This window comes from Stenotrophomonas sp., from assembly GCF_059505245.1.
On sequence record NZ_JCACKF010000018.1, the window covers coordinates 71,987 to 96,645 of the forward strand.

Here is a 24,659-nt window from a genome sequence, read left to right on the forward strand (position 1 = left end):
CGCCTTCAAGCGAGCCGAGCACCGGAGGTCCGGCGAGGGCGAAGAGGTGCGGGTGTCTGAGCGCAGCGAGTTCCCGCGCCGTCCCTCGACGGACCGAGGAGCGCAGGGCACCGGCGTGCGAAGCACGCCGGCTCGCGGCCGGCGGAGCGTTTCTTTGGTTACTTTCTTTGCGCGCAAAGAAAGTGACACCCCCCGCGGTCGCGGAAACAATCCGCCGGGAACGCCCGGCGAATCCTTTCAATTCTTCCCGCGCGCCATCGCCTGGAACACCCCGTCACGCCGCACCCACAGGTGGAACAGCGCCGCACCCACATGCATCAGCACCGTGGCAAACAACACATAGGCCAGCAGGCTGTGCGCATTGCGCAACGCGGCATACAGCGCCGGGGTATGCGGCACGATCGGCGGCAGGTGCAGGCCGCCCCACAGCACGATCGGGTAACCGCCGGCCGACAGCATCGCCCAGCCGATCAGCGGCATCGCCAGCATCAGCGCGTACAGCATCCAGTGCGAGGCCTTGGCCGCCATCACCTGCCACACAGGAAGATCCGCCGGCAGCGGCGGTGGGCGATGACGCAGCCGGTTGTACAGGCGCAGCAGCACCAGTACGCCGATAGTGATGCCCAATGGGCGGTGCAGGTCGATCAGCATCGGCCGCAGGTGCAGCGAGGCGACCATGGTCACGCCAATGAACAGCATGGCGACGATCATCAGCGCCATGGACCAGTGCAGCACCCGCGCGAGCAGGTTGAAGTGGCCGTTGCCGGTGCTCATCGTGCGGCCTCCTTCCGTTGCTCGACGTTGCCGGTGGCGCGCTCGCGTTCGCGGCGGTTGAAGGACTGCGAATACACGGCCGAGCGGGCCGCCAGGATCGGATCGTCACTGCCACGCACGCCGCTGGGCAGGATCAGCGGATCGAAATTGATCTGCCCACAGGCGCCCTGTTCCTGCGACTGCATGCGGTCCAGGCTGAGTACGCCGGCCACTACCTGGTCACGCGATTCGGGCCACGGTACCGACGGATCATCGATGGCATCGCCAGGCTCGGCGGTGGTCACGACCAGGTTCCAGCGCACCGGGCCGCTGGCCAGGCGCTGCTGCAGTTCCTGGCTGAGGAAATCGACGCTGGCCTGCTTGCGGGTTTCCGCATCCATCTCCACCACCGGCGCCTGCGGCTGCCAGCGCCAGCGCACCGCGCGCTTCTGGCCCTGCGCATTGGTGAACCAGAAGCTGTTGACGCTGTTGAAGGTGGTGTCGGCCCAGCTGCTGGTCCACGGCGCGGTCTTGGCCCACTGCTGGAAAGCCTGCGCACTGGGGTATTTGGCCAGCACCGCGGCCATCTTCTGCGGATCGGGCTTGCCGGTGGCCGGGTCGGGAATGGAGGCGCGGGTCTGCTCGTAGAACGCCTCGGCGCTGGGCACGGCGAAGAACGGGAAGCTGTTCATCGCCATGCGCCATTCCTGGCCATCATCGCTGACCATCTGCACCGCGAGGCTGCGCACGCGTGCAGTGTTGTCGGCACCGTAGGGGTCGCCGCCGCCGATCGACAACCGGCCCATCACCGGCACGCGGCGCTGCGAGAACACCCGTGCGCTGGACAGGGTGGGGGCCTGCGCGCTTGGTTCGAACCAGCCGCTCACGCAGATGCCCTTGCTGTGCGCGCGGCGGAAGCCCGGGTGGGCCGGGCCGGTGGCCTCGATGGTGTCGGTGAAGCGCTGCGCGGTCAGGCGGTTTCCAATCCAGCCGGCCAACCAGGCGAAGGCCAGCGCGACCGCACCCAGAATGAGTGCGATCAGTGCGATCCAGAGCAGGGGTGAATGCTTGCGTGGCGCGCCCGGCGTCTGGCCAGCGCGGGTGTAGCGGAAGAGCGACATGGTCGGAGTCCTGCCTTCACGGAGCGTGTGGGTGGTCGACCCACACATCCTCGCAGAACCCGGCCGGGGCCGAAATTCAATTTTTCGTCAGATTTTCCGGGGACGGGGTGCCGACCAACGGTCGGCACCCACCCGATCAGCTGTAGCGCTGCTTCAGCATCGCCCACGCCGAGCGCAGCGCCAGCGCTTCGCCACCGGCCGGACGGCCCGGGCGCTCGCCGTCGTTCCAGGCATACACATCCAGGTGCGCCCAGCGCTGGCCGTCTTCCAGGAAGCGTTCCAGGTACAGCGCGGCGGTCACCGAGCCGGCCATGCGCGAACCGGCGTTGGCCAGGTCGGCGATGCCGCTGCTCAGGTAGCGCAGGTAGGGGCGCCACAGCGGCATGCGCCAGACCGGGTCGCGGGTCGCGTCGCCGGCCTGCAGCCACTGCTGGGCCACGCTGTCGTCGTTGCTAAAGAGCGCCGGTAGATCCGGGCCCAGTGCGATACGTGCGGCACCGGTAAGGGTGGCGAAGTCCAGCACCAGGTCCGGCTTCTGCTCACCGGCGAAGGTCAGCGCATCGCACAGGATCACGCGGCCTTCGGCATCGGTGTTGTCGATCTCCACGCTCAGGCCCTTGCGGGTGGCGATCACTTCGCCCGGGCGGAAGGCATCCGGACCGATCGCGTTTTCCACCGCCGGCACCAGCAGGGTCAGCCGCACCGGCAGCCCGCGCGCCATCACCAAGCCGGCCAGGGCCAGTGCGTGCGCGGCGCCGCCCATGTCCTTCTTCATGTTGCGCATGCCGTCGGCTGGCTTGATGTCCAGCCCGCCGGTATCGAAGCACACGCCCTTGCCCACCAGCACCAATGCCGGATCGGTGTCCTTGCCCCAGCGCAGCACGACCAGGCGCGGCGCACGATGCGAAGCGCGGCCCACGGCGTGGATGGCCGGGAAATTCTGCTTCAGCAGTTCGTCGCCGGTAATCGCCTCGACCTGCGCACCATGTGCATCGGCCAGCGCGCGCGCGGCGTCTTCCAGCTGCTGCGGGCCCATGTCTTCGGTCGGGGTGTTGACCCAGTCGCGCACGCGCAGGCTGGCGGCGATCAGGTCGGCCACTTCGCCGGTCGGCGAGGCCACCAGCTGCGCCGGTGCGCGATTGCGCTTGCGATAGCGGTCAAAGCGGTAGCTGCCCAGGCCCCAGCCCAGCTGCAGCAGCGCCAGTTCGGCGGCCGGCAGTTCATTGGCCAGCTGCCAGACGCTGCCTTCCGGCAGCGCGTGCGGCGCATGCGCATAGCTGTAGGCATCGGCACGATCACCCACGCCCATCACGGCACCGGCCAGGCCATCGGCGCCCGGCAGCAGTGCCACGCTGTGGGCGCCGGCGTTGAAGCCCTGCGATGCCAGCCACGCCTGCGTGGCAGCCGGCTGGCTGTCCTTCCAGGCGGCGAACTGCTCGCGGTCCAGCACGTACAACGGCAGCGCCGCAGCGGTGTCGGCGGTGAAACCAGTGATCTCGCTCATGCGTCAGGTACTCCGGGGTGCGGCGGCGTCGAGGTTGGCATCCAACCAGTCGGCCAGGCCGGTAAGGGTGCCGAACTGCAGGTCCGGCTGCAGCTGCGGATGGGTCCAGGTGGCTGCGTCGCGGTTGATCCAGCAGCCGCGCAGGCCGGCGGCAATCGCCCCGGCCACGTCCATGTCGGCATGGTCGCCGACGTGCAGCACCTGTGCCGGTGCCACACCCAGGCGGGTGCACGCGGCATGGAAGATGCTGGCTTCGGGCTTGGCCGCGCCGTGTTCGCGCGAACCCAGCTGGAAGGCGAAATGATGGGCCAGGCCGATCCGCTCCAGGTCGGCGTTGCCGTTGCTCAGCGCCGCCACCGGTACCCGTGCGGCAATGCGCGCCAGCGCGTCGATCGCATCGGGATAGCACTCCACCTGGTTGCGCGCGGCGTAGAACACTTCATACGCAGGCTCCAGCAGATCGAGGCTGGCACCGCTGGTGTGCAGTGCTTCGTGCAGGGTCAGCCGGCGCAGCGCACTCAGGTCGTGGTGGAGGTGCGGATGGGCGTGGTACAGCCGCTCGCGCAGTTCGCGCATCGCCTCCACCGGATACATCGCGGCGGTAGCGGGGCTGTGTTCGCACATCCAGGCGTGCAGGACCTGTTCGATGCGGGCGCCGATCGGAGCGAACGGCCACAGCGTGTCGTCAAGGTCGAGGGTGATGGCTTGGACGGGGAAATTCACCTCGCCATTCTACCCCTGCCCGCGCGGGCTTTCATGCGGCGCGGCGGGCGGGTGGGCACTGTGGCTGGGCCGGGTCAGCGCAGGTTGTACGAGCAGGCGATGGTGGTCTGGCCGTCGAACTGCTGCACGTCCAGGTTGTGCCGCCCAACTTCCTTCGTGTAGGTGCCTGCCACCGGGTCGGACATCTTCGCCAGTGCCGCGACCTGTTCCACACTGGCCGAACTGAAGTACGCGGTGAAACTGTCGATGCCATCCTCGCCGCTGTCGCCGTCATAGGACTGCAGCCGGTTCACGGGCTGGCCCAGCACCATCAAGGGCGTGGTCAGCCGGAACTCGCCGCTGGATTCGCCGTCCTGCGCCCTTGCCGGGGCCGGTGCCAGCATCCGGCCCATGGCGTCGAACTGCATGGGCGTGAGGTGCCGCTTGCAGGTAACCGCCTCAGCAAGCTGGGTGCGCGCCTGATCGGCAGTCGGCGGTGTCGCGGCGAACGCGGGAGCGGCAATGCAGGCCAAGGCAAGGCAACGCGTGGCGAGAGAGTTCATACGAGCGGATCCATCCGGGTAGGGCGCCATAGTCTGCCACTTCGTCCCTGTTTCTGGTTCCGCCACCTGCGTCCATCCGTTGTTGATGCCGTCACTCCAGCAGGCGTGCCCAGCCCTGCATGCCATCCAGGCGTGCCAGCACCAGCTTGATGCACACCAGCAGCGGCACTGCCAGCAGCAGCCCGATCATGCCCCAGGCCCAGCCGAACACCATCAGCGCCAGGATCAGCACCAGCGGCGACAGCTTCATCCGACGGCCCAGCACGATCGGGGTCACCATCTGCCCTTCCAGGGTGTGCAGGCCCAGGTAGGCGGCGGCCGGCAGCAGGGCCTGCAGCGGGTCGCGGAACTCGACGAAGCCCATCAACAGCATCAGCGCCACGCCGATCAGCGGACCCACATACGGGGCGAAGTTCAGTAGTGCAGCCACCGTGCCCCACAGCAGTGCTTCCTGCAGGCCGATGCCGAGCAGCATCAGCACGCCGGCGAACACCAGCCCGACCAGGGTGTTGATGACGCTGATGGTCAGCACGTAACGCGAGACCTCCCGTTCGATCGAACGCAGGATGTCGGTGGTGAACCGCTGCTGCTGGCGGTTCGGGAACAGGGCGATCGCTGCGCGCTGCAGGCTCTGCCCGTAGATCATGAAGAACAGGGTCAGCAGCACCACCGCCAGCACCGACGCGGCCAGGCGCGGTGCACGGGTCAGCATGCGGTATGGATCGTCCAGCTGGGTGCGGATCACCTGCACCTTGTGGTTGCTGTCACCGCCGGCCACGCGGGCGAAGTTTTCCGCCGCCTGGTTGGCCTGCTGCACCGGCTTGGTCAGGTCCTGCACCTGCCGGGCCACCTTGCGCAGCTGCTGCGGTGCTTCCTGCGCCCATTCCATCGCCGGACCGATCAACTGCACCGCCAGCGAACCGGTCACGCCCAGCCCGGCGCCGAGGATCAGCAGTGCGCCCAGCGCGCGCGGAATCCACAGCTTCTGCAGCAGGCGCAGGATCGGGTTGCCGACCAGTGCGAAGAACATCGCCAGCAGCACCGGCAGGATGATGTCCTGCGCGGCCCACAGCGTGTAGCCCACCGCCAGGGTGGCCAGGACCACCAGCGACATCGGCCCGCGTGGACGCGACGGGGGCGGCAGCGGCGCCTCCGCACCCTGCGGATCGGCTGGTGACGGGGACAGGAGGGACTCGCTCATCGACGCACCAACCGGGAAGGGGAGCGCATTATCCGCCGGCCGCGATCGGCGCGGCGGAGTGCGTGGATCAACGTTCGGACAGCTCGGTGGCGGCTTCGGCCGGGCGCGGTTCGCGCGGTTCCGGTTCGGGTTCCGGGCGGCGGGCAGGTGCCGGCCGTGCGTTGGCGGCGGAGGCCGCCGCCTGTGCCTGTTCGCTGGCATCGTCGGCTTCTTCGGCCGCGTCATCGGCGGTCGCTGCAGCCTGTGCCGCCATCGCCGTGGCGAACGCCGCCTGGGCACTGGCGAACAGGTTCGAGACCGAACCGACCATCTGCAGCCAGCGCGCACCGTTGACCTTGCCGGGCACTTCCAGCTTGCCGGCGATGAAGCCACCGGCCAGGCCGACCACCACGATGCGCAACGGCGACCAGCCCTTTCGCCAGACGTCGCTGAGCGTGGACCAGTGGTCCTGGGTCTCGCCCAGGCGCACGGTCACCACCTGTTCGCAGCGTTTCACCCGCCGCTGCAGCGCGCCGAACTTCATGGCTTGCCCTCGGGCAGCTGCACGCCGGCATCGGGGTCGTCTTCGCTGGGCTCGTCGAACAGGCCCAGGCGTGACAGCTGGCGCCGGGTGGCATGCATGCCGGTGTGGTGGAAGAAGTAGGACACCCGCCAGATCGCGTAGCCGGTGACGGCCAGGCTCAGCAGCGAGGTGATCAGCAGCGCCTGCAGCCAGCTAAGGCCCCAGCTCTGCAGCAGGGCGATGAGGGTGGCCGCCATCAGCAGCCAGGCCGAGGCACCAAATACGATCGCCACGCCGGCCCAGGCCAGCGCACGGCCGAAGGCGCTGCGGGCCAGGGCGAAGTCGGCCGAGGCCAGCCGGCGCAGCGAGCGCACGGTGTGCTTGGCCGAATCGGCGGCGGCACGACCGGCCGCGCCGACCTGGCGGATGCTCTCATCCAGCGGCGGGGTGGCCGCCGGATCAGGGGCTTGCGCGTTGTCTTCGCTCACGCCGCGGCTTACTTGTCGCTGCTGCCGCGGGCCAGCTTGGCGATGATCCAGCCGGCAGCGAAGGCGACGCCGAACGACGCCAGCGGACGCTCACGGATCAACTCGGCGGCGCTGTCGATCAGGTCCTTGCCTTTGTCCATCAACGCGTCAACCTGTTCCTTGGCAGCGGCACCACCGAATTCGGCGGCGGCCAGACCAGACAGTGCGCTGTCGGACAGTTCGGCCTTGACGTTGGCCTTGCCGATGCGCAGCTCGTCGGTCGCGGCACCGGTTGCGCCCTTGATCGCACCGCCGGCGGCCGTGGCGGCCTGCTTCAGGTGGGAACCGGCTTCACCCAGGTGTTCCTTCAGGTTCTCGGTATTGGTGGGGCTCATCGAATCACTCCTGTTGCGATGGGGGAACGGGTGTCGGCGGTGCCGACCTGGACTGACAGCAATAGCATTGCCGGGGTATAGGGGGTGTTACGGCAGGGCGATCAGCGCATCACGAGCTGGCCCTGCTGCTGGCCATTGTTGCGCAGCACGCGCACCACCAGGGTCGGCGGGCGCTGCTGGAAGTTGGCGCGCCAGCTGGCCAGGTCGGCGAATTCACCCACGGTGGCGTCGGTGATGATGTCGCCCTGCTGCAGGCCGTTGCTGGCCGCGCGGCTGCCACGCTTGACCTCGCTGACCAGCACGCCGCCGACACCCGACTGTCGCAGCGACTCGGGCAGGTCGACGAAGGTGGCACCGGTCAACCGCGGGTCCAGGCTCTCGCCGGTGACCGCACGCGCCTGTTCCTTCAGCGTGGCCTTGATCTGCACGGGCTTGCCTTCGCGGCGTACGTCCAGCGTCATCGGGCTGCCGACCGCAGCCAGGCCTTCCACGTTGTGCAGGGCTTCGGCGCTGTCCACGCGTTGGCCGTTGGCCGAGACCACCACGTCGCCCGGCTTCAACCCGGCCGCGGCGGCCGCCGAACCGGCCAGCACGCGGGTGATCAGCGCACCGCGCGTTTCGCCCAGGCCCAGCCCCTGCGCGATCTGCGCGGTCAGGTTCTGGCTCTCCACGCCCAGCGTGCCGCGTACCACCACGCCGTGCTTGACCAGCTGGTCGACCACGCTGCGCGCCAGGTTGGACGGAATCGCCAGGCCCAGGCCGATGTTGCCGGCCATGCTGCCCTGCGGGTTGAAGCTGGCGGTATTGATGCCGACCAGCTGGCCCTGCAGGTCGACCAGGGCGCCACCGGAATTGCCGGGGTTGATCGACGCATCGGTCTGGATGAAGTTCTGGTAGCCCAGGCCACGGATGCCGCTGCGGCCCACCGCCGAGACGATGCCCGAGGTGACCGTCTGGCTGAAGCCGAACGGGTTGCCGATGGCCACCACGAAGTCACCGACCCGCAGCTGGTCGCTGTTGCCGAGCTTGATGTCGGTCAGGTTCTGCGCCGGGATGCGGATCAGCGCGATGTCGGTATCGCGGTCCGAACCGAGGAACTCGGCCTTCACCGTGCGCCCGTCGGCCAGTGTCACCTGCACGTCATCGGCGTTGTCGATGACATGGTGGTTGGTCAGCACCAGGCCTTCCTTGGCGTCGATGATCACGCCCGAGCCCAGCGATTCGTTGATGCGCTCCTGCGGGATATCCGGGAACAGGCGGCGGAAGAACGGGTCGTTGAAGAACGGGTTGCGCACGCGCACCACCTGCTTGGTGTTGACGCTGACCACGGCCGGCATCGCCTTTTCCAGCATCGGCGCCAGCGAAGGCACCGCCTGTCCGGCCACCGCGGCCGGCAACGCGGCGGTGGTCGGCAGCACCGCTGGCAGCGGTGCTGCATCGGCACGGTTGTCCAGGTGGGCATTGATGCCGGTGGCAACGAAGCCACCGAAGGCGGCGGCGATTGCGAGCGTAAGCAGGGTGGGAAGCGGTCGCATGGTTGTCGGTTCGCTGGCGTGGGTGGGGGCGGTTCGGCCCTACGGTAAAACAAGCTGAATGAGTGTGTCGCGATCTGGATAAATGCGCCATGAAAACCGCAGGCCGCGAAAGGCGAGTGAGGAGGCTGACAGCATGGCTGTGGCGACACCGCACAGGCGACGCCTGCACCACCGAAGACGATCGCCGGGGGCGCCGACACAGACCGATACCTGCGCAGTTCCGCGCAACCGGGTGCCGCAATGCGCCACAGCACGCATCGGATGCCGCGTCCGTGCAACGGCACGCAACGGCCATCTTCGACCACGCGCTTGCTGTGGCGTAGTCCTTAAAAAAAGGGGTTTCCTGTCAACCCGCCGCTTCTGCGGCAGTGGTGGGCTACACCATGGCCGTCGCATCAGATGCGATTGCGGGCGCGTGCCCCGTTCCACGATCGTCAATGTCGGTATAGCATCGCCCCGTTTTGATACTTAAGGCCCCCAGGAGGGCAACATGAGCAACGGTAATGGTGTGTCGGTCGTGACCGACGCCGTCGAGAACGTCAAAGAAGCCGCCACCAACGTTGGCGAGACCATCGCCCACGCCGCCGAAGACGCCGTGAAGTCGGTCAAGAAGACCGTCAAGCGCGCCACCAAGGCGGCCGGTACCCGCGTTGCCAAGGCCAAGAAGGCCGTGGCCAAGGTCGAGAAGACCGTTGCCAAGAAGGCCGACAAGGCCGCCAAGTCGGTCGGCAAGACCGTTGCCAATGCCAAGAAGAAGCTGGAAGCGGCCAAGAAGAACGCCAAGGCCGAAGCCGCTGCCCTGAAGAAGGAAGTGGCCAAGAAGAAGGCCGCTGCAGGCAAGGCTGTGACCAAGAAGGCCGCTGCCGCCAAGAAGGCCACCAAGGCTGCCGGCAAGAAGGTCGCCACCGTGAAGAAGGCCGCCACCAAGAAGGCCGCCGTCGCGAAGAAGACCGTTGCCAAGAAGACCGCGGCCGCCAAGAAGGTGGTCGGCAAGAAGGTCGCCACCGCCAAGAAGGCTGTGGCCAAGAAGACCGTCGCCGCCAAGAAGGCCGTGGCTGCGAAGAAGGTTGTCGGCAAGAAGGTTGCCGCCACCAAGAAGGTCGCCACCAAGAAGACCGCGGCCGCCAAGAAGGTTGTCGGCAAGAAGGCTGCCGTCGCCAAGAAGGCTGTTGGCAAGAAGGCCGCCGTCGCCAAGAAGGCTGTTGGCAAGAAGGCCGCCGTCGCCAAGAAGGCTGTCGGCAAGAAGACCGCCGTCGCCAAGAAGGCGGTGGGCAAGAAGGTTGCCGCCACCCGCAAGACGGTCGCCAGGAAGGCTGCGCCGCTGAAGAAGGTCGCCGCCAAGAAGGCTCCGGCCAAGAAGGCCGTGCGCAAGGTCGCCAAGCGCAAGTAATCGCGCCGTGACCTAAGGCCCTGCCACCCACCGGGTGGTAGGGCCTTTCGCGTTTCTGGGGCGCTACCTGGGGCAAGATGCAGGTTCTTCCCGCCGGAGCCCCGACCATGCGCGGTATCGACTTCAGTTCCTGGCAGGGCGTGCTGTCCACGTTGGCCGGCCTGGTCCTGATCACCCTGCTCGGCGTCGGCATCCGCCTGCTGGTGATGCAGACCCTGCAGCAGCGCCGCGAGCGCGAGAACCGGCAGATCAACGAACGGCTGCGCACGCTGATGGCCGCCTACAAGACCCTGGGCGGTTCGTTCACCGGCGAGCTGGGCGTGGATCCCAGCCATCGTCGCGACCTGCGCCAGCGCGAAGATGCCGACGGCATCGCCGAGCCGCGCTCGGACCGTGCGCGGCGCATCCGCGATGCGGTCGAGGCCGCGCTGTCGGACATCCTGCTGCTGGGCACCGACGAACAGGTGCGGCTGGCCACGCGTGCCGCCAACGAACTGGCACAGGGGCGGCCGGTGCATACCCACGAACTGGTGGTCTCGCTGCGCGACTTCGTGCGCGAAGCGCTGGATCTGGCCCCGATTCCGGCCGATCTGCAGATTCCACCGCAGGGGCCGACCCGGCCCGTTGCCAGTGGTGGCGGCAAGGGCCGTAACGACGGCGATGCCAAGGGCGGCCGTGCAGGCGGTGGCGGTGGTGGTGGAATGGGCGCCGGCATGGGCGGCATGGGCCTCGGTGCCGGCGCCGCACTGGGCGCCGGCCATGCTGCTGCCAGCGATGAAACGGACGCGCGCTGAGCACGTCCGCCGGGTTCAGCGCGTCAGCTCGTAGAGCGGCACGAAGCCGCCGTAGATCATCCGCGCGCCGTCGAACGGCATCGGATTCTTCGTTGGATCAAACCGCGGGTCCTCCATCATCTTCTTCATGCCGGCGTCGCGGGTCGGCTTGTCCGGCCATTCGATCCAGGAAAACACCACCGTCTCATCCGGCGTGGCTTTCACCGCGCCGAAGAAGTCGGTGGTCTTGCCGTGCGGCACGTCATCGCCCCAGCACTCGACCACGCGCAGCGCGCCGTACTCGATGAAAACGGGATCCCCTGTGCGTGCATGGGCGAGGAACTTCTCCTTGTTGGCGGTGGGCACCGCCAGGACGAAACCGTCGATGTAGCTCATTGCCTGCCTCCGGATGGACCGTGCCACATGCACGGCCTTCAGGTACACGACGAACCAGCGCGTAGGGAATCGACATCCCGCGTGCGCCTGTTCAGCCCGGGGCACCCGGGAGCGGGGCCAGCACCGTATCCGGTGGCTGCTGGCCGGCCAGGTGGCGCACGAAGTAGTCCCACATGCGGTGCGTGTAGGTGGCGTCGTTGCGGAACAGTTCGTGGTCCTGCCGGGCCAGGTACAGCAGGTCGTAACTACGCTGGGCCTTGTTCAGGGCCGCGGCCAGCTGCAGGGTCAGCGCCGGTGGCGCGTTCTCGTCCAGTTCGCCATAGACCAGCAGCAGATGCCCGCGCAGGTTGCCGGCCAGTGCCGCATTGTCGAGCCCGGCAAAGGGGGCCGGCACGCCATCGGCCATGGCTGTAGCTGGCACCACGCCACCGAACAGCCGGTCCATGCCGTGCAGGGCGCCGCCGTACATGCCCTGGAAATTGTGGCTGCCGGCCGAGGCCACAGCCACCTTGTAGAACGCCGGGTGGCGCAGCAGTGCACGCGCCGCGCTGTAACCACCGAACGAATGCCCGTAGATGCCGACCCGCTGCAGGTCGATGCCCCGGTAGCGTTCGCCCAGCTGGCGCAGCGCGGCCACATGGTCATCGAGCTGCACATCGGCGCCGTGCAGGAAGCTGCTGTCATGGAATGCCTTGTCGCGGCCGCCGGTGCCGCGGGCATCGATGCTGACCACCACGAAGCCGAGCTCGGCCAGGCTGGCGCGCGATACCGGGTTCTGCGCCGAAACCGCTTCGGCATAGGTCACCGGCGCATTGCTGATGAAGGCACCGCCGTACATCGCGTCGATCACCGGGAAGCTGCCGTCATCGCGATAGTCGCGGGGCAGGTAGACGGTGGCGAAGATCGGCGTGCGCCCGTCGGCGGCCAGCAGCCGTTCGCGCCGCGGCGGCCGCCAGCCAGCAGCGATGATCGCCTGCGCATCCGCAGCCTCCAGCACCATCACTTCGCTGCCATCGTCGCTGGCGCGCAGCACCGTGCGCGGCGGCTGCGCGAGGCTGGACACGGTATCCACCAGATAGCTGCCGCCGGGCGACAGCGCCTGCGGCGCGCGTCCGCCGAACAGCATGCCGGTGCCCGCATCGGCCAGGTGGTCGCTGCCCTCGGCGGCCAGGCGCTGCACCGGCCCACCGTGCAGTGCTACCCGGTACAGGCCACGTACGTAGGGATCGCCGCCCTCGACACCGCCAGCACTGAAGTATGCCCAAGCGCCTGCGCTGTCCACCCCGAGCAGGTCACGCACCGCCCACCGGCCGCGGGTGAGCTGGCGCATCACCTTGCCGTCGGACAGGCGCACCCGGTACAGATGGCCCCAGCCATCACGCTGCGAGAACCACACGGCGGTGTCCTGGCCGGGCAGGATCGCAACCGAGGCACGGTTGTAGGAATACAGGCTGAGCTGCAGGCGCGCGTCGCCGGCTTCTTCCAGCACGGCGCGCAGCGCACCGCTGCCGGCATCGATCTCCACCAGGCGCAGTCGTCGCGGCGCGCCGAAGTGCGCGATCGCGGCATACAGCCGGTGGCCGTCCCAGCCCAGCACGCCGGCCTCGCTGAGGGTGTTCCAGCCCTCGGGCAGGGTGATGTCCTGCTGCCGGCCGCTGCGCACATCGACGATGTACAGGCTGTCACGCACCTGCTGTGCATCGCCCAGCAATCCCAGTTTCACCGTGTGCACGCGGGGCCGCGCGCCGCCGGCCGGGGTGCTTTCCAGATAGGGGTAGTCCCGCAGCGCACGTTCGTCGTAGCGGACGCCGGCAACATAGCGTCCATCGGGCGACCAGCCGACGGCGAACGGCCGCGCCGGCATCCGGCCCTGGCTGCGTGGAATACCGCGCAGGGTGAAATCGGGCAATACACCATAGCCATGGCCGGCGACACCGCCGGTGGTCAGCGCCCGCGGTGCCTGTCGGCGTTGCTGCAGCCATAGATTGTGGTCGCGCACCTGCAGCGAGGCCTCGCCGTCGGGTGCGGGCAGTGCATCGGCAGCAGGCATGGCGCCCTGCGTCCGCAGGCACTGCCAACGTGGCCACTGGCAGTCGATGCCGGCTTCACCGCTGAAGCGCAGGCGCAGGCCATCGGCCAGCACCTGCACATTGACCAACCGCAACCGTTGCCCGTTCACCCCCAGGGCCCCCGCAGCGCTGTCCAGCGCAGCGCGATCGAACAGGATCTGCCGGGAGGCCTGCGCCGGATCGACCAGCACGCCCTCGCGCCGGCCCTGGCCGTCTTCGCGTTCGTACCAGAAGCGGCCATCGGCCAGCCAGTTCGGCAGGAGCGAGGCATTGCGCAGCGCACCGCGCAGGTGGCTGTCGTGCACGCGCTCGGCGCGCTGGTAATCGGAGGGCTGCAACGGCCGAGCCGATGCTGTGGAAAGCACGCCGATGAAGGCGAGGACGGCGGCGCAGAACCGGAACCGCAGCGGGGCAGGTACGTGCAAGGCAACCTCCTGTTGCAAGGGTCAGCGGAATTCGAATGCACGCGCGCCGCGCGCGTATGCCAGACGCAGCCTGAATCAAGCCAAAAAATTCAGCAATGCGAAGACCGCTGTTTTCAGGGAGCGTTGTGGCGAATAACGGAGAATTTACATTCCCGATGCGATGGCGCCCTGGCGCTGCTGCACACCATAAGAAAGTAAAGGTGTACCCCCATGAAGAATTCGCTGATTGCTCTGGCCCTGGCCGCTGCCCTGCCGTTCACCGCTTCGGCTGCTGAGAACCTGTCCTACAACTACGCCGAAGCCGACTACGCCAAGACCGACGTTGAAGGCATCAAGGCCGACGGCTGGGGCGTGAAGGGTTCCTACGGCTTCCTGCCGAACTTCCACGCCTTCGGCGAATACAGCCGCCAGGAAATCGACCACACCAACCTGAAGGTTGACCAGTGGAAGGTCGGTGCCGGCTACAACGTTGAAATCGCTCCGAGCACCGACTTCGTTGCCCGCGTTGCCTACCAGAAGTTCGACCGCAAGCACGGTCTGGACTTCAACGGCTACAGCGCTGAAGCCGGTATCCGCACTGCCTTCGGCGCCCACGCCGAGGTCTACGGCATGGTCGGTTACGAAGACTACGCCAAGAAGCACGGCGTCAATCCGGATGGCCAGTGGTACGGCCGCCTGGGTGGTCAGGTCAAGCTGAACCAGAATTGGGGCCTGAACGGCGAGCTGAAGATGAACCGCCACGGCGACAAGGAATACACCGTCGGCCCGCGCTTCAGCTGGTAATTGCTGCCTCGGCGCGATTGCGCGCTGGAGACGCCCCAACAGGCCCGGCATTTGCCGGGCCTGTTGCGTTTGCGCCGTGGCAAACCGGAATGCTGTCTGACTGGCGGAATGCGCGGGCCAGCCATTGCAAGGAATTGGATTCCGCCGCTGCGGGCACCGACCTACGTTGGATGTCCCATGTTGCCTGGACATGCCGCAATGCCGCTGACCCTTCCGCCTCTGCTGCCTGATCGGCCACGACGCCTGGCGCTGCTGGACCCGCACCCGGTACTGCGGTTGGGCGTGGAAGTGCTGCTGCGCCAGCACGCGGGTGTGCAGGTACGGGTGAGCCTGTCCAGCGAGGCGCACCTGCTGCACCTGCTGGAGCGCAGCCCGACGTGTGTCGACCTGCTGCTGATCGATGCGTTGCCCATGGGCGACCTGGGCGATGGGTTGGCCCTGTTGCACGTGCTGTCGCAGCGCTGGCCGGCACTGCCGGTGCTGGTGCTCTCGGCACACTGCAATGCCAGCACGGTGGCCACCGCGATGCGTGCCGGTGCGCGCGGCTTCCTGTCCAAGTCGACGCCACCGGACGTGCTGCTGCGTGCCATTGATGTGGTCGCCCGGGGAGGGCGCTTCGTGCCACCGGAGCTGCGCGCGGAACTGAACCTGCCGGGCACGCGTGCACGCAGAATGCCGGCCCCGGCACTGGTGCCGTTGAGCCAGCGCGAACGGGAAGTGCTCGGGCTGGTGCTGAAAGGGGTCAGCACCAGCGAAATGGCCCTGCGATCGGGGCGTTCAGCCAGCACGATCAGCTCGCAGAAAACCTCGGCCTACCGCAAGCTCGGCATCCGCGGGGACGGTGACCTGTTCCGCTTCCGCCACCTGCTGGAATGCGGATGAGCGGCGTTACTCGCCCTGGTACTGCTTCTCTTCCACCAGTGCCGAACCGGCCACGCGGTTGATCTCGTTCTTCACCTGCACGCGCTCGCCATTGGTGCCATAGACGCCGCGTGCCAGCTGGATGAATGCATCATCGAACACCTGGGCCGCTTCCTTGTCGCGCAGCTGGTCCTGGATGTCCCACATACGCTCGTTGATCGCCTTCAACTGCTGCTGCAGCGCGGCCAGGGCCGGCTGTGCCTGCAGCTGCTGCTGCAACAGGGGCAGCAGGCCGTCCAGCTCGGTGCGCACGTTGGCCAGCTTGGCGGCATCGTCGATGCGCTCGGCCTTGATCTGGAGAATGGTGATCTTGTCGATCAGCTCGCCGATCGATACCGGGGTCAGGATGGCGTCCACGCGGTTGGTTCCTGGAAACAGGGCGCCATGATACCGCGCCGCTGGCGCATGGCCCCGATCCACGGGATTTACGCCGAATTTGCGCCGCGGGCCGGGCCGCACCCTCGATCCGTTACGGCCACGCGCTGGACACTGCCGTCCCGGCGGCGTGACCGCCTTCGACGAGGAACACAGTGCAGTGAACAGCAAGGGGATGATGGCGGCGGTGGTGGCCGCCCTGGCAGGGCTGCTTGGCATGGGCAGCGCGCAGGCACAGGTGCAGGTCAGTGGCAGTGCGGCCTTGACCAGTGACTACGTGTGGCGCGGCAGCTCGCAGAGCGATGGTGACCCGGCGGTGCAGGCCGGCGCGAAGATCTCGATCCCATCGGGCTGGTACGCCAGCGTGTGGGGGTCCAACGTCTCGTTCAAGCCGGACAATGGCGCGCGCAGCGAGTTCGACCTGGTGGCGGGCTGGTCCGGCGCGCTGGCACCGGGCTGGACGCTGGATGCGAACTTGACCCGCTATGTGTATCCGGGTACCGCTCGTGCGCTGGACTGGACCGAACTCAACACGACCGTGACCTGGAAGCAGCGCGCCTGGCTGCAGGTCGCGCATTCCAACGATGCGTTGGCCGGTGGCCATCGCGGAACCTATGCCCAGCTGGGCGTGCGTGTGCCGCTGCACGAACGCGTCCGCCTGGAAGCAGCGGTGGGCCAGTACTGGCTGGCCACCGCGCAGGGCCCGGATTACCTGCATGGCCAGCTCAGTGCCATTGCCACGCTGACTCCGGCATGGGAGCTGCGCGCCACCGTGCATGACACCGACAGCGCGGCCAAGCGACTGTTCCCGGGCAATGCCGGTGGACGCTGGGAGCTGGCGCTGCAGGGCAGCTTCTAGTTCGACGATGCCGCCTGGCGCGCGCGCAGCGCGCCGGGCAGCCACAGCAGCAGGGCCAGCACGGCCACGGCGGCACCGGCCACGCAGACGCCGGTCCAACCGTAGCGCTGGTAGACCTGCGCCGACAGCAGCGAACCCAGCGAGCCGCCGATGAAGTAGCCGGTCATGTAGCCGGCATTGAGGCGGTTGCGCGCCGCGGGCTGCAGCGCATAGATCAGGTTCTGGTTGCTGACGTGCAGCAGCTGTGCGGCCAGGTCCAGCACCACCACGCCGATCAGCAGCGCCAGCAGCGAGTGGGCCGACAGCCCCAGTGGCAGCCACGACAGCAGCAACAGCACCAGCGCGATGGCAGTGGCGCGTCCGGTCTGGCCGCGGTCGGACATGCGCCCGGCCAGGCCGGCCGCCAGCGTGCCGGCTGCACCGACCAGCCCGAACAGGCCGATGGTGGCATCGCTGTAGGCGTAAGGTGGCCGTGCCAGCAGGAACGCGAGCGGGGTCCAGAAAATCGCGAACATGGCAAAGCTGCAGGCACCCAGCAGGGTGCGCTGGCGCAGCACCGGCTCCTGCACGAACAGCACGCCGATCGAGCGCAGCAAGGCGAAATAGCCCAGGCCGGCGCTGTGGTGGAATCGCGGCAGGCCGCGCTGCAATGCCAGTGCGGTCAGCACCAGGGTGCCGGCAGCGATGGCATACACCAGGCGCCAGTCACCCAGGCTGGAAAGCAGGCCGGCCACGGTACGCGCCAGCAGGATGCCCAGCAGCAGGCCACTCATCAGCGTGCCGACCACGCGGCCACGATGTTCCGGCGCGGCCAGCGTGGCCGCGAACGGCACCAGCACCTGTGCCACCACCGAAAACAGTCCGGTGATCGCGGTCCCGACCAGCAGCCAGGCCAGCGACGGCGCGCAGGCACTGATCACCAGGCCACCGGCCGACAGCAGGCTCATCACCACGATCAAGCGGCGGCGCTCGAACAGGTCACCCAGTGGCACCAGCAGGATCAGTCCGGCGGCATAGCTCAGCTGTGCTGCGGTAACCACCATGCCGACCTGGCCGAACGGCACGCCGAAGGCATCTGCGATGGTGTGCAGCAGCGGTTGCGCATAGTAGTTGCTGGCCACGGCCACGCCGGTGGCGACCGACATCAGCAGCACCTGCCAGCGGTGCAGAGGGGGAAGGGACGGGCTCACGCGGTGTTCCAGGAAGCGGGGTGCACAGTGTCCGCCTGCTGCGGTCATGATGGAAATGAATCATCATCATCCTTGTCATCTGAAAACAAGATAGCTGGATGAACCTCAAGCAGCTCGAGTTTGCCGTCGCCCTGGCCGAGGAGGGCAATTTCACCCGTGCCGCCGAGCGCTGCCACGTGGTGCAGTCCGCGCTCAGCCACCAGATCGCCCACCTGGAACAGGAACTGGGTGCCACGCTGTTCGAGCGCCTGCCACGCCAGGTGCGGGCTACCGCCGCCGGCGAGGCGTTGCTGGTGCACGCACGCCAGGTGCTGGCCAGCCTGCGCCACCTGCGCGCCGACGTGGCTGCCGTCAGTGGCGAAGTGCGTGGCCTGCTGGCCATCGGGCAGATTTCTTCGCTGACCGACATCGACGTCGTGGCGATGCTGGCGGCCTTCCAGCGGGTGCACCCACAGGTGGAGTTCCAGCTGCGCGTGGACAAGAGCGAAGACCTGATCGCACAGGTGCAGTCGCGCGCGCTGGATGTGGCACTGGTCGGCCTGGCGCCGTCGGCAGCGCTGGACGGCGTCTGCCACCAGGTGCTGCAGGAGGAGGATCTGGTAGCGGTACTGGCGCCGTCGCACCGGCTCGCCGGGCGCACGCGGTTGCCATTGACCGCACTGCAGGATGAAGCGCTGGTCGACTTCCCGCGCGGTACCGGTGCGCGCCGGCAGACCGACGATGCCTTCGCCGCCGCTGGCCTGCCGCACACGGTGCGTTTCGAGGTCAACCTGATGGAACTGGTCGAGCGCTTCGTCCGCCACGGATTGGCGGTCGGCATCGTGCCGGCGTTGATCGCCGAAGGTTTCCAGGGCGTGGTTCAGATTCCACTGCAGCCGACCCCGACCCGGCGCGTACACCTGGTCTGGCAGCGGCTGCCGACGCCAGCCGCGCGCGCCTTCGTCGAGGCCGTGCTCAGCCGCGCAGGCGCAGGCTCAGGCCCTTGAGGAAGTTGCGCAGCATCTGGTCCAGGCAGCGCCGGTAGTTGGTGTGCCCGGGCTGGCGGAACAACGCACCGACTTCCGACTTGGACACGTTGAAGCCGGCGCTGGCGAAGATCTCCATCAGGTCCACGTCGCGCAGCTGGAAGGCCACGCGCAGCTTCTTCAGCACCAGGTTGTTGTCGATGCGGGTTTCCACCGCACGCTGCGGCTGGCTCTCGTCGCGACCGCGCAGGTGCACGATCAGGCCATCGAGGAAGTGCGCCAGTGCGCTGTCGTTCATCGCCTCGAAACCGGCTTCGTCCTCGCGGCGCAGCCAAGCCTTCACCTGCTCGGTATCCACGGCGAAGGCCGGGTCGGCCATCTGGCACAGGGTGACCACGTGCTGGTCACCCAGGTCCAGGGAGTAGCGCACGCTGCGCAGGACATCATTGTTGATCATGGCGCAATTGTACCGGTCACCCCGACAAGTGGGGTCGCCGCCGGGGTCAGACCCCTTTGCTCCGCAAAGGGATCTGACCCCGGATCCGGCCGATCCGGCAACACGGCTGCTGCCGGACGGTGCCAGAATGGGGATCTGGTTTTCCCCCTGGAGTTGCCTGATGACCCGCACTGTCCTGATTACCGGCGCCACATCCGGCTTCGGCGCCGCCGCCGTCCACCGCTTCGCCCAGGCCGGCTGGAAAGTGATCGCCACCGGCCGCCGCGGCGAACGCCTGCAACCGCTGGTCGAGCGCTATGGCAAGGACGTGGTGCACGCCGCCGCCTTCGACATCCGCGATCCGGTGGCGATGGAGGCGGCCCTGCTGGCGCTGCCGCCGGCCTTCGGCGAGATCGACCTGCTGGTCAACAACGCCGGTCTGGCGCAGGGCACCGCACCGGCACAGAGCGCCAGGCTGTCGGACTGGACCACGATGATCGACACCAACATCACCGCGCTGGTGACCCTGACCCACCGCCTGCTGCCGCAGCTGGTGGAGCGCAAGGGCGCGATCATCAACATCTCGTCGGTGGCCGGCGTCTACCCGTACCCGGGTGGCAACGCCTACGGTGGCACCAAGGCCTTCGTCAGCCAGTTCTCGCTGGGCCTGCGTTCGGACCTGCACGGCACCGGCGTGCGCGTGACCACGATCGAGCCGGGCATGGCCGAGACCGAGTTCACCGTGGTCCGCACCCATGGCGACCAGAATGCATCGGACAAGCTGTACAGCGGTGCCAATCCGATGACCGCCGAAGACATCGCCGAACAGATCTTCTGGGTGGCCACGCTGCCACCGCACCTGAACATCAATCGCCTGGAGCTGATGCCGGTCAGCCAGTCCTTCGCCGGGTTCCAGGTCGCCCGCGAGGGCTGACGCCGTGTGTAGAGTCGAGCCATGCTCGACTCGGCAGAAACAAAAAAAGCCGGGCAATGCCCGGCTTTCTTCATGCAGTCCCGCAGAACGTCACTGCGCCTTGATGGCCATCGCCTGCAGGCCGGTGCCATCCAGCTTCTGCTTCGCTTCAGACAGTTCGCCGGCGCTGCCGTACGGCCCCATGCGCACGCGATACACGGTCTTGCCGTTGATCTGCGCCGACTCCACGCGTGCCGCCAGGCCCATCATGGCCAGCTTGGCCTTGGTGGCTTCGGCGTCGCCGGACGCACCGAAGGCACCTGCCTGCAGGATGTAGCGCGCGTTGTCGGCGGGCGCCGGTGCGGCAGTGGTCGCCGGCGCGGTGGGCGCGGCTTCCGCGCGCGGCGCGGGGGCGGCGGCCGTGCTGGTCGACGCCGGTGCGGTGCTGGCCGGCGGCGTTGCCGCGGCCGGGCGCTCGCTCAGCGGTGCCGGCAGCGGACGGTTGCTCGCGGTCACCGGTGCGGTGCTGACGACGCTGGCCGTTGCGGTCGGTGCCGGCGTGGCCGTGCTCGCCGGCGGCACCGGCTTGCCCTCCAGCGCGGCCTGCGCGCGCGACGCTTCGGCCTTGGCCCGGCGCTGGTCCTCGGCACGCGCGCTGGCGGCCAGTTCGGCGTCGGACATTTCCACTTCCTTGCCCGGCAGCAGGGTGTAGAAGTCGTACTGTGTCGCCGCGGGCTTCTCCGGTTCGGCCGGCTTCGGCGTGGCCGGCTGCGCGGCTGGCTGGCTGCCGACATCGCTGTCTGCATCAGCAACCGGGGCCGGCTGCGCGTTCGGGTTCGGCTGCGGACCGGCGCGCAGGAAGCCGTCGCCTTCGCCCTTGAACAGGTTCGGCGCCGCCAGGAACACCACGGCGGCGATCGCCACACCGGCCACCAGCCACACCCATCCGGGTGTGCCCTGGCTGCTGCTGTTGCGTCGTGCCTGGGTTTTGCCGCGTCGTGCTGCCATGTGTACTGCGTCTCCTGATGCTTACATTTTTTCCGGGGCGCTCACGCCCAGGAGTTCGAGGCCGTTGGCCAGCACCTGGCGCGCCGCGCAGGCCAGGGTCAGCTTGGCGTTGCGATCGGCGGCGTCTTCCACCAGCACCGGCGTCCCGTGATACCACGTGTGGAAGGCATGCGCCAATTCACGCAGGTACTGCGCCACCAGGTGCGGCTCCAGCGCCACGCCGGCCGCTTCCACCACTTCCGGATAGCGCGAGATCTCGTTCATCAACAGCAGCGAGGCATCGTCGGCCAGGTGGCCAAGGTTGGCCAGGCCATTGCCCTGCTCGTACACCAGGCCCTTTTCCTGCGCCTGGCGCAGCAGGCTGCAGACACGGGCGTGCGCGTACTGCACGTAGAACACCGGATTGTCGTTGCTCTGCTGGCGCGCCAGGTCGATGTCGAAGGTCAGCTGCGAATCGGGCTTGCGCGCGATCAGGAACCAGCGGGTCGCATCGCGGCCGGCTTCTTCGATCAGGTCGCGCAGGGTGAAGTAGCTGCCGGCACGCTTGGACAGCTTCACTTCCTCGCCGCCGCGCATGACCGTGACCATCTGGTGCAGCACGTATTCCGGCCAGCCCTGCGGGATGCCCACTTCCATCGCCTGCAGGCCGGCGCGCACGCGCGCCAGCGAGCCGTGATGGTCGGCGCCCAGTTCGGTGATCGCGCGCTCGTAGCCGCGCTGCCACTTGGACAGGTGGTAGGCCACGTCCGGCACGAAGTAGGTGAAGGTGCCGTCGGACTTGCGCATCACGCGGTCCTTGTCGTCACCGAAGTCGGTGCTGCGCAGCCACAGCGCGCCGCCTTCCTCATAGGTGTGGCCGGACGCCTGCAGCTTGGCCACCGCTTCGGCAACCTTGCCGTCGGCGTACAGCGAGCTTTCCAGGAAGTAGATGTCGAAGTCGACACCGAACGCGGCCAGGTCCAGGTTCTGCTCGTTGCGCAGGTAGGCCACGGCGAAGCGGCGGATTGCCTGCATGTCGTCCGGATCCTTGGCGCCGACCACGGTGCTGCCTTCCAGGTCGACGCTGGCACCGGCCATGTAGGCGCGGGCGACATCGGCGATGTACTCACCGCGGTAGCCGCCTTCCGGCCAGCCGTCCTGATCGGGTGCGATGCCCTTGATCCGCGCCTGGGTGGACAGCGCCAGGTTCTCGATCTGCACGCCAGCGTCGTTGTAGTAGAACTCGCGCTTGGCGTTCCAGCCGTTGGCATCGAGCACGCGGGCCACGCAGTCGCCGATCGCCGCTGCGCGGCCATGGCCGACATGCAGCGGGCCGGTCGGGTTGGCCGACACATACTCCACGCCCACCGTGCGGCCATTGCCGGACAGGTTGCGGCCGTAGTCGTGGGCTTCCTTGATGACCGAGGCGGTTTCGCGCTGGTACGCGGCCGGGGCCAGATGGAAGTTGATGAAGCCGGGGCCGGCGATCTCGACCTTGCTGACGTCCTCGCTGCGCGGCAGCGCCTCGACCAGCGCCTGTGCCAGTGCGCGCGGATTGCTGCGCGCGGCCTTGGCCAGCAGCATCGCGGCGTTGGTGGCGAAGTCGCCGTGGTCACGGGTCTTCGGGCGCTCGACCACGAAGTCCGGCGGCAGGGAGTCGGCGGGCAGGGTGCCATTGGCGCGCAAGGCTTCGATGCCTTGGCTGATCAGGGCGCGGAGGAGATTTTTCACGAGGCCTGCTGTGAGAATGAGCGGCGGAATCGCCCATTTTAGCGCAGATGCCCGCGCCCACGCTGACCAGGACATGCCTGCGGGGCGCCCGCCCGGCCCTGACCAGGGCCGTTCAGCCGAACAGGCGCGGCTGGGGCGGGGACAGCAGGCCCCGTTCAGCAAATGAAACGGGGCGGCCCTCGCCGACGACGAAGTGGTCGAGCAGGCGCACGTCCACCAGTGCCAGCGCCTGCTGCAGTTCATCGGTGATGCGGGTGTCGGCGCCGGAGGGCTCGGGGTCGCCGGAAGGATGATTGTGGCTGAGGATCACCGCTGCCGCATTGTGCAGCAGGGCTCGACGCACCACCTCGCGGGGATAGACCGGGGCGGCATTGATGGTGCCCTGGAACAGTTCTTCGCAGGCGATCAGGCGGTGGCGGTTGTCCAGGAACAGCGCCATGAAGATCTCGCGGGCCTGGCCGCGCAGGCGGTGCTGCAGATAGCGGCCGACCGCAGCCGGGTTGTTGCCGACGGCCTCGCCCTGCTGAAGTTCGGCCGCCAGATAGCGGTGGGCCAGTTCCAGCCCGGCGGCCAGTGCACAGCTTCGAGCAGGGCCCAGCCCCGGCAACCGGGCCAGCTCGCGGGCCGGGCGGTCCAGCAGCACACGCAGGGGACCGTGCGCCTGCAGCAGGTCGCGCGCGGTCTGCACCGCATCGCGTCCACCGAAGCCGGAGCCGAGGAACAGTGCCAGCAGTTCTGCGTCGGACAGCGTGGCGGGGCCGCGTGCGATCAGCTTCTCGCGGGGACGTTCCTGTTCGGGCCAGTCGTGGATGGGCATGCCTGCATCATCGCCAGTGGGGGCGATGCGGCCCATCAGGGCAGGACGCATGCCCGGGTCGGCCGTTGCCTCAGTCGCGTCGCGACTGCAGGTAGGCGAACAGCTCCTGGTTGTTCTGCAGCCCCAGCTTGCGCTTGGCCTCGGCCTTCTGCCGGCTGATCGTCTTGGGGCTGCGGCCGCAGTGGACGGCGATGGCGTTCACTTTCAGCCCGGCGGCCAACAGGTCCAGCACTTCCTGTTCGCGGGCGGACAGCGCCGCCGGTTCGCGCGCGAACATCAGGTCGCGCGCCTGCAGGTGGTGGCGCAGCTGCTGCGAGACGAACACCTGCCCTGCCATGGCCGCGTTCAGGGCCTGCGGCAACTCGCCGAAATCGGCGCACTTGTCGACCAGGCCGCTGACACCCTCACGCAGCAGGCCATCGAGCAGGCCGGGGTGGCGGGCGCCGGTAAGCACCACCACGGGCATGTGCGGGTGGCGTGCGCGCAGTTCAGCGATCAGTTCCGGGCCATCCGGGCCGGTGCCCGGCATGGAGAGGTCGGTCAGCACCGCGTCGCAGCCGTGGTGCTCGACCAGCTGCAGCAGCTCGGCGCCGTCACGCGCGCTGCCGACGACCTCCATCAGGTGGGTCTGCAGCACGATGCGGATGCCGTGCAGGACGACGGGATGGTCGTCGGCGATGATGATGCGCGGGTGCACGCGGAATCCTCGAAAAGCGAAGCGGCACACCTGCGGCGGCCACTGACGATTCTGCAAACGTGGCCGGCCTACAGGTATAGGAAAGTTCCGAATCGCAGTGTCTTGAACCCCGGAAGCGCTGTGGTGCAAGTCCCATCTGCTGATAGCTGCCCGCTATGTGCGCTGTGCACCGGGACATTACCGACCATC

At 68.0% G+C, this 24,659-nt stretch carries 26 protein-coding genes; 7 read left to right on the forward strand and 19 right to left on the reverse strand.

What is annotated here, in order from left to right; translation table 11 throughout:
- Positions 1-237: 237 nt before the first annotated feature.
- The 10 genes from AC5JLE_RS07980 to AC5JLE_RS08025 form a co-directional block, all read right to left on the reverse strand.
- Complete coding sequence (locus tag AC5JLE_RS07980; protein ID WP_049441850.1) at positions 238-774, reverse strand: cytochrome b; 537 nt, start codon at positions 772-774, stop codon at positions 238-240.
- Positions 771-1,874 carry a catalase family peroxidase gene (locus AC5JLE_RS07985; RefSeq protein ID WP_032961465.1) on the reverse strand — a complete coding sequence of 368 codons (1,104 nt, stop codon included), beginning with the start codon at positions 1,872-1,874 and terminating at the stop codon, positions 771-773. The genes AC5JLE_RS07980 and AC5JLE_RS07985 overlap by 4 nt, the downstream gene beginning before the upstream one ends.
- Positions 1,875-2,010: 136 nt before the next feature.
- Positions 2,011-3,378, reverse strand: coding sequence for a leucyl aminopeptidase family protein (locus AC5JLE_RS07990; RefSeq protein WP_032961462.1), 1,368 nt, complete (start codon positions 3,376-3,378; stop codon positions 2,011-2,013).
- A 3-nt stretch (positions 3,379-3,381) separates the two neighbouring features.
- Entirely contained in the window at positions 3,382-4,101 is a 720-nt protein-coding gene (locus tag AC5JLE_RS07995) for an HAD family hydrolase (RefSeq protein ID WP_496065184.1), read from the reverse strand.
- 74 nt (positions 4,102-4,175) lie between these two features.
- A complete protein-coding gene (locus AC5JLE_RS08000) occupies positions 4,176-4,643 on the reverse strand; it encodes a hypothetical protein (RefSeq protein ID WP_049441852.1) in 468 nt (155 codons plus the stop codon).
- A 91-nt stretch (positions 4,644-4,734) separates the two neighbouring features.
- Positions 4,735-5,844, reverse strand: a complete 1,110-nt coding sequence (locus tag AC5JLE_RS08005) for an AI-2E family transporter (protein ID WP_032961455.1) — start codon at positions 5,842-5,844, stop codon at positions 4,735-4,737.
- A gap of 67 nt (positions 5,845-5,911) precedes the next feature.
- Positions 5,912-6,367, reverse strand: a complete 456-nt coding sequence (locus AC5JLE_RS08010; RefSeq protein ID WP_164110690.1) for a protein sip-5 — start codon at positions 6,365-6,367, stop codon at positions 5,912-5,914.
- On the reverse strand, positions 6,364-6,834 hold the full coding sequence (locus AC5JLE_RS08015; RefSeq protein WP_014645651.1) for a phage holin family protein: 471 nt from the start codon (positions 6,832-6,834) through the stop codon (positions 6,364-6,366). The genes AC5JLE_RS08010 and AC5JLE_RS08015 overlap by 4 nt, the downstream gene beginning before the upstream one ends.
- Positions 6,835-6,842: 8 nt before the next feature.
- Positions 6,843-7,208, reverse strand: coding sequence for a hypothetical protein (locus AC5JLE_RS08020; protein WP_004153835.1), 366 nt, complete (start codon positions 7,206-7,208; stop codon positions 6,843-6,845).
- Positions 7,209-7,309: 101 nt separating this feature from the next.
- Positions 7,310-8,743: a Do family serine endopeptidase gene (locus AC5JLE_RS08025; RefSeq protein ID WP_014645652.1), complete on the reverse strand. Its 1,434-nt coding sequence runs from the start codon at positions 8,741-8,743 to the stop codon at positions 7,310-7,312.
- A 490-nt stretch (positions 8,744-9,233) separates the two neighbouring features.
- Between AC5JLE_RS08025 and AC5JLE_RS08030 the strand changes: the two genes are divergently transcribed.
- Complete coding sequence (locus tag AC5JLE_RS08030) at positions 9,234-10,133, forward strand: histone (RefSeq protein WP_478439996.1); 900 nt, start codon at positions 9,234-9,236, stop codon at positions 10,131-10,133.
- Positions 10,134-10,240: 107 nt separating this feature from the next.
- Positions 10,241-10,927 (forward strand): hypothetical protein, encoded by a 687-nt coding sequence (locus tag AC5JLE_RS08035; protein ID WP_014645654.1) that lies wholly within the window; start codon positions 10,241-10,243, stop codon positions 10,925-10,927.
- Positions 10,928-10,942: 15 nt separating this feature from the next.
- On the opposite strand, the gene AC5JLE_RS08040 is transcribed toward AC5JLE_RS08035, so the two are convergent.
- Positions 10,943-11,302, reverse strand: coding sequence for a DUF1428 domain-containing protein (locus AC5JLE_RS08040; RefSeq protein WP_014645655.1), 360 nt, complete (start codon positions 11,300-11,302; stop codon positions 10,943-10,945).
- 91 nt (positions 11,303-11,393) lie between these two features.
- Entirely contained in the window at positions 11,394-13,796 is a 2,403-nt protein-coding gene (locus AC5JLE_RS08045) for a S9 family peptidase (RefSeq protein WP_496065185.1), read from the reverse strand.
- A 210-nt stretch (positions 13,797-14,006) separates the two neighbouring features.
- On the opposite strand from AC5JLE_RS08045, the gene AC5JLE_RS08050 reads away from it, so the two are divergent.
- Positions 14,007-14,579 carry an OmpO family porin gene (locus AC5JLE_RS08050; RefSeq protein WP_014645657.1) on the forward strand — a complete coding sequence of 191 codons (573 nt, stop codon included), beginning with the start codon at positions 14,007-14,009 and terminating at the stop codon, positions 14,577-14,579.
- 198 nt (positions 14,580-14,777) lie between these two features.
- The gene (locus tag AC5JLE_RS08055) at positions 14,778-15,461 is read left to right on the forward strand and encodes a response regulator transcription factor (protein ID WP_032961444.1); all 684 of its coding nucleotides are present in this window, start codon (positions 14,778-14,780) and stop codon (positions 15,459-15,461) included.
- A gap of 6 nt (positions 15,462-15,467) precedes the next feature.
- Here the strand turns inward: AC5JLE_RS08055 and AC5JLE_RS08060 are convergent, their stop codons facing one another.
- The gene (locus tag AC5JLE_RS08060; RefSeq protein WP_010486915.1) at positions 15,468-15,857 is read right to left on the reverse strand and encodes a DUF6165 family protein; all 390 of its coding nucleotides are present in this window, start codon (positions 15,855-15,857) and stop codon (positions 15,468-15,470) included.
- 178 nt (positions 15,858-16,035) lie between these two features.
- Here AC5JLE_RS08060 and AC5JLE_RS08065 point away from each other — a divergent pair, with 178 nt between their 5' ends.
- Entirely contained in the window at positions 16,036-16,734 is a 699-nt protein-coding gene (locus AC5JLE_RS08065) for a TorF family putative porin (protein ID WP_032961475.1), read from the forward strand.
- Here AC5JLE_RS08065 and AC5JLE_RS08070 read toward each other — a convergent pair.
- Positions 16,731-17,879, reverse strand: a complete 1,149-nt coding sequence (locus AC5JLE_RS08070) for an MFS transporter (RefSeq protein WP_343238362.1) — start codon at positions 17,877-17,879, stop codon at positions 16,731-16,733. The genes AC5JLE_RS08065 and AC5JLE_RS08070 overlap by 4 nt on opposite strands.
- 143 nt (positions 17,880-18,022) lie before the next feature.
- Between AC5JLE_RS08070 and AC5JLE_RS08075 the strand changes: the two genes are divergently transcribed.
- Complete coding sequence (locus AC5JLE_RS08075; protein ID WP_014645661.1) at positions 18,023-18,910, forward strand: LysR family transcriptional regulator; 888 nt, start codon at positions 18,023-18,025, stop codon at positions 18,908-18,910.
- On the opposite strand, the gene AC5JLE_RS08080 is transcribed toward AC5JLE_RS08075, so the two are convergent.
- Complete coding sequence (locus AC5JLE_RS08080) at positions 18,879-19,346, reverse strand: YehS family protein (RefSeq protein ID WP_014645662.1); 468 nt, start codon at positions 19,344-19,346, stop codon at positions 18,879-18,881. The genes AC5JLE_RS08075 and AC5JLE_RS08080 overlap by 32 nt on opposite strands.
- A gap of 160 nt (positions 19,347-19,506) precedes the next feature.
- Here AC5JLE_RS08080 and AC5JLE_RS08085 point away from each other — a divergent pair, with 160 nt between their 5' ends.
- Positions 19,507-20,259, forward strand: coding sequence for an SDR family NAD(P)-dependent oxidoreductase (locus AC5JLE_RS08085; RefSeq protein WP_014035694.1), 753 nt, complete (start codon positions 19,507-19,509; stop codon positions 20,257-20,259).
- 90 nt (positions 20,260-20,349) lie between these two features.
- Here the strand turns inward: AC5JLE_RS08085 and AC5JLE_RS08090 are convergent, their stop codons facing one another.
- From AC5JLE_RS08090 to AC5JLE_RS08105, 4 genes are all read right to left on the reverse strand, one after another.
- Positions 20,350-21,246: an SPOR domain-containing protein gene (locus tag AC5JLE_RS08090; RefSeq protein ID WP_049408687.1), complete on the reverse strand. Its 897-nt coding sequence runs from the start codon at positions 21,244-21,246 to the stop codon at positions 20,350-20,352.
- 21 nt (positions 21,247-21,267) lie between these two features.
- Complete coding sequence (gene argS, locus AC5JLE_RS08095) at positions 21,268-22,956, reverse strand: arginine--tRNA ligase (RefSeq protein ID WP_032961431.1); 1,689 nt, start codon at positions 22,954-22,956, stop codon at positions 21,268-21,270.
- Between the two features lie 112 nt (positions 22,957-23,068).
- A complete protein-coding gene (radC, locus tag AC5JLE_RS08100) occupies positions 23,069-23,773 on the reverse strand; it encodes a RadC family protein (protein ID WP_014035697.1) in 705 nt (234 codons plus the stop codon).
- A gap of 70 nt (positions 23,774-23,843) precedes the next feature.
- On the reverse strand, positions 23,844-24,470 hold the full coding sequence (locus AC5JLE_RS08105; RefSeq protein ID WP_049408686.1) for a response regulator: 627 nt from the start codon (positions 24,468-24,470) through the stop codon (positions 23,844-23,846).
- Between the last annotated feature and the right edge of the window lie 189 nt (positions 24,471-24,659).

Bases quoted from the DNA above. Each gene is read 5' to 3' on its own strand.
- AC5JLE_RS08070 (WP_343238362.1), bottom strand. From the start codon at position 17,879: ATGTCGGTCGCCACCGGCGTGGCCGTGGCCAGCAACTACTATGCGCAA.
- radC (WP_014035697.1), bottom strand. From the start codon at position 23,773: ATGCCCATCCACGACTGGCCCGAACAGGAACGTCCCCGCGAGAAGCTG.
- AC5JLE_RS08020 (WP_004153835.1), bottom strand. From the start codon at position 7,208: ATGAGCCCCACCAATACCGAGAACCTGAAGGAACACCTGGGTGAAGCC.
- AC5JLE_RS08010 (WP_164110690.1), bottom strand. From the start codon at position 6,367: ATGAAGTTCGGCGCGCTGCAGCGGCGGGTGAAACGCTGCGAACAGGTG.
- AC5JLE_RS08030 (WP_478439996.1), top strand. From the start codon at position 9,234: ATGAGCAACGGTAATGGTGTGTCGGTCGTGACCGACGCCGTCGAGAAC.
- AC5JLE_RS08005 (WP_032961455.1), bottom strand. From the start codon at position 5,844: ATGAGCGAGTCCCTCCTGTCCCCGTCACCAGCCGATCCGCAGGGTGCG.
- AC5JLE_RS08000 (WP_049441852.1), bottom strand. From the start codon at position 4,643: ATGAACTCTCTCGCCACGCGTTGCCTTGCCTTGGCCTGCATTGCCGCT.
- AC5JLE_RS08085 (WP_014035694.1), top strand. From the start codon at position 19,507: ATGACCCGCACTGTCCTGATTACCGGCGCCACATCCGGCTTCGGCGCC.
- AC5JLE_RS08040 (WP_014645655.1), bottom strand. From the start codon at position 11,302: ATGAGCTACATCGACGGTTTCGTCCTGGCGGTGCCCACCGCCAACAAG.
- AC5JLE_RS08055 (WP_032961444.1), top strand. From the start codon at position 14,778: ATGCCGCTGACCCTTCCGCCTCTGCTGCCTGATCGGCCACGACGCCTG.
- AC5JLE_RS08080 (WP_014645662.1), bottom strand. From the start codon at position 19,346: ATGATCAACAATGATGTCCTGCGCAGCGTGCGCTACTCCCTGGACCTG.
- AC5JLE_RS08035 (WP_014645654.1), top strand. From the start codon at position 10,241: ATGCGCGGTATCGACTTCAGTTCCTGGCAGGGCGTGCTGTCCACGTTG.
- AC5JLE_RS07980 (WP_049441850.1), bottom strand. From the start codon at position 774: ATGAGCACCGGCAACGGCCACTTCAACCTGCTCGCGCGGGTGCTGCAC.
- AC5JLE_RS08025 (WP_014645652.1), bottom strand. From the start codon at position 8,743: ATGCGACCGCTTCCCACCCTGCTTACGCTCGCAATCGCCGCCGCCTTC.
- AC5JLE_RS07990 (WP_032961462.1), bottom strand. From the start codon at position 3,378: ATGAGCGAGATCACTGGTTTCACCGCCGACACCGCTGCGGCGCTGCCG.
- AC5JLE_RS08075 (WP_014645661.1), top strand. From the start codon at position 18,023: ATGAACCTCAAGCAGCTCGAGTTTGCCGTCGCCCTGGCCGAGGAGGGC.
- AC5JLE_RS07985 (WP_032961465.1), bottom strand. From the start codon at position 1,874: ATGTCGCTCTTCCGCTACACCCGCGCTGGCCAGACGCCGGGCGCGCCA.
- AC5JLE_RS08050 (WP_014645657.1), top strand. From the start codon at position 14,007: ATGAAGAATTCGCTGATTGCTCTGGCCCTGGCCGCTGCCCTGCCGTTC.
- AC5JLE_RS08090 (WP_049408687.1), bottom strand. From the start codon at position 21,246: ATGGCAGCACGACGCGGCAAAACCCAGGCACGACGCAACAGCAGCAGC.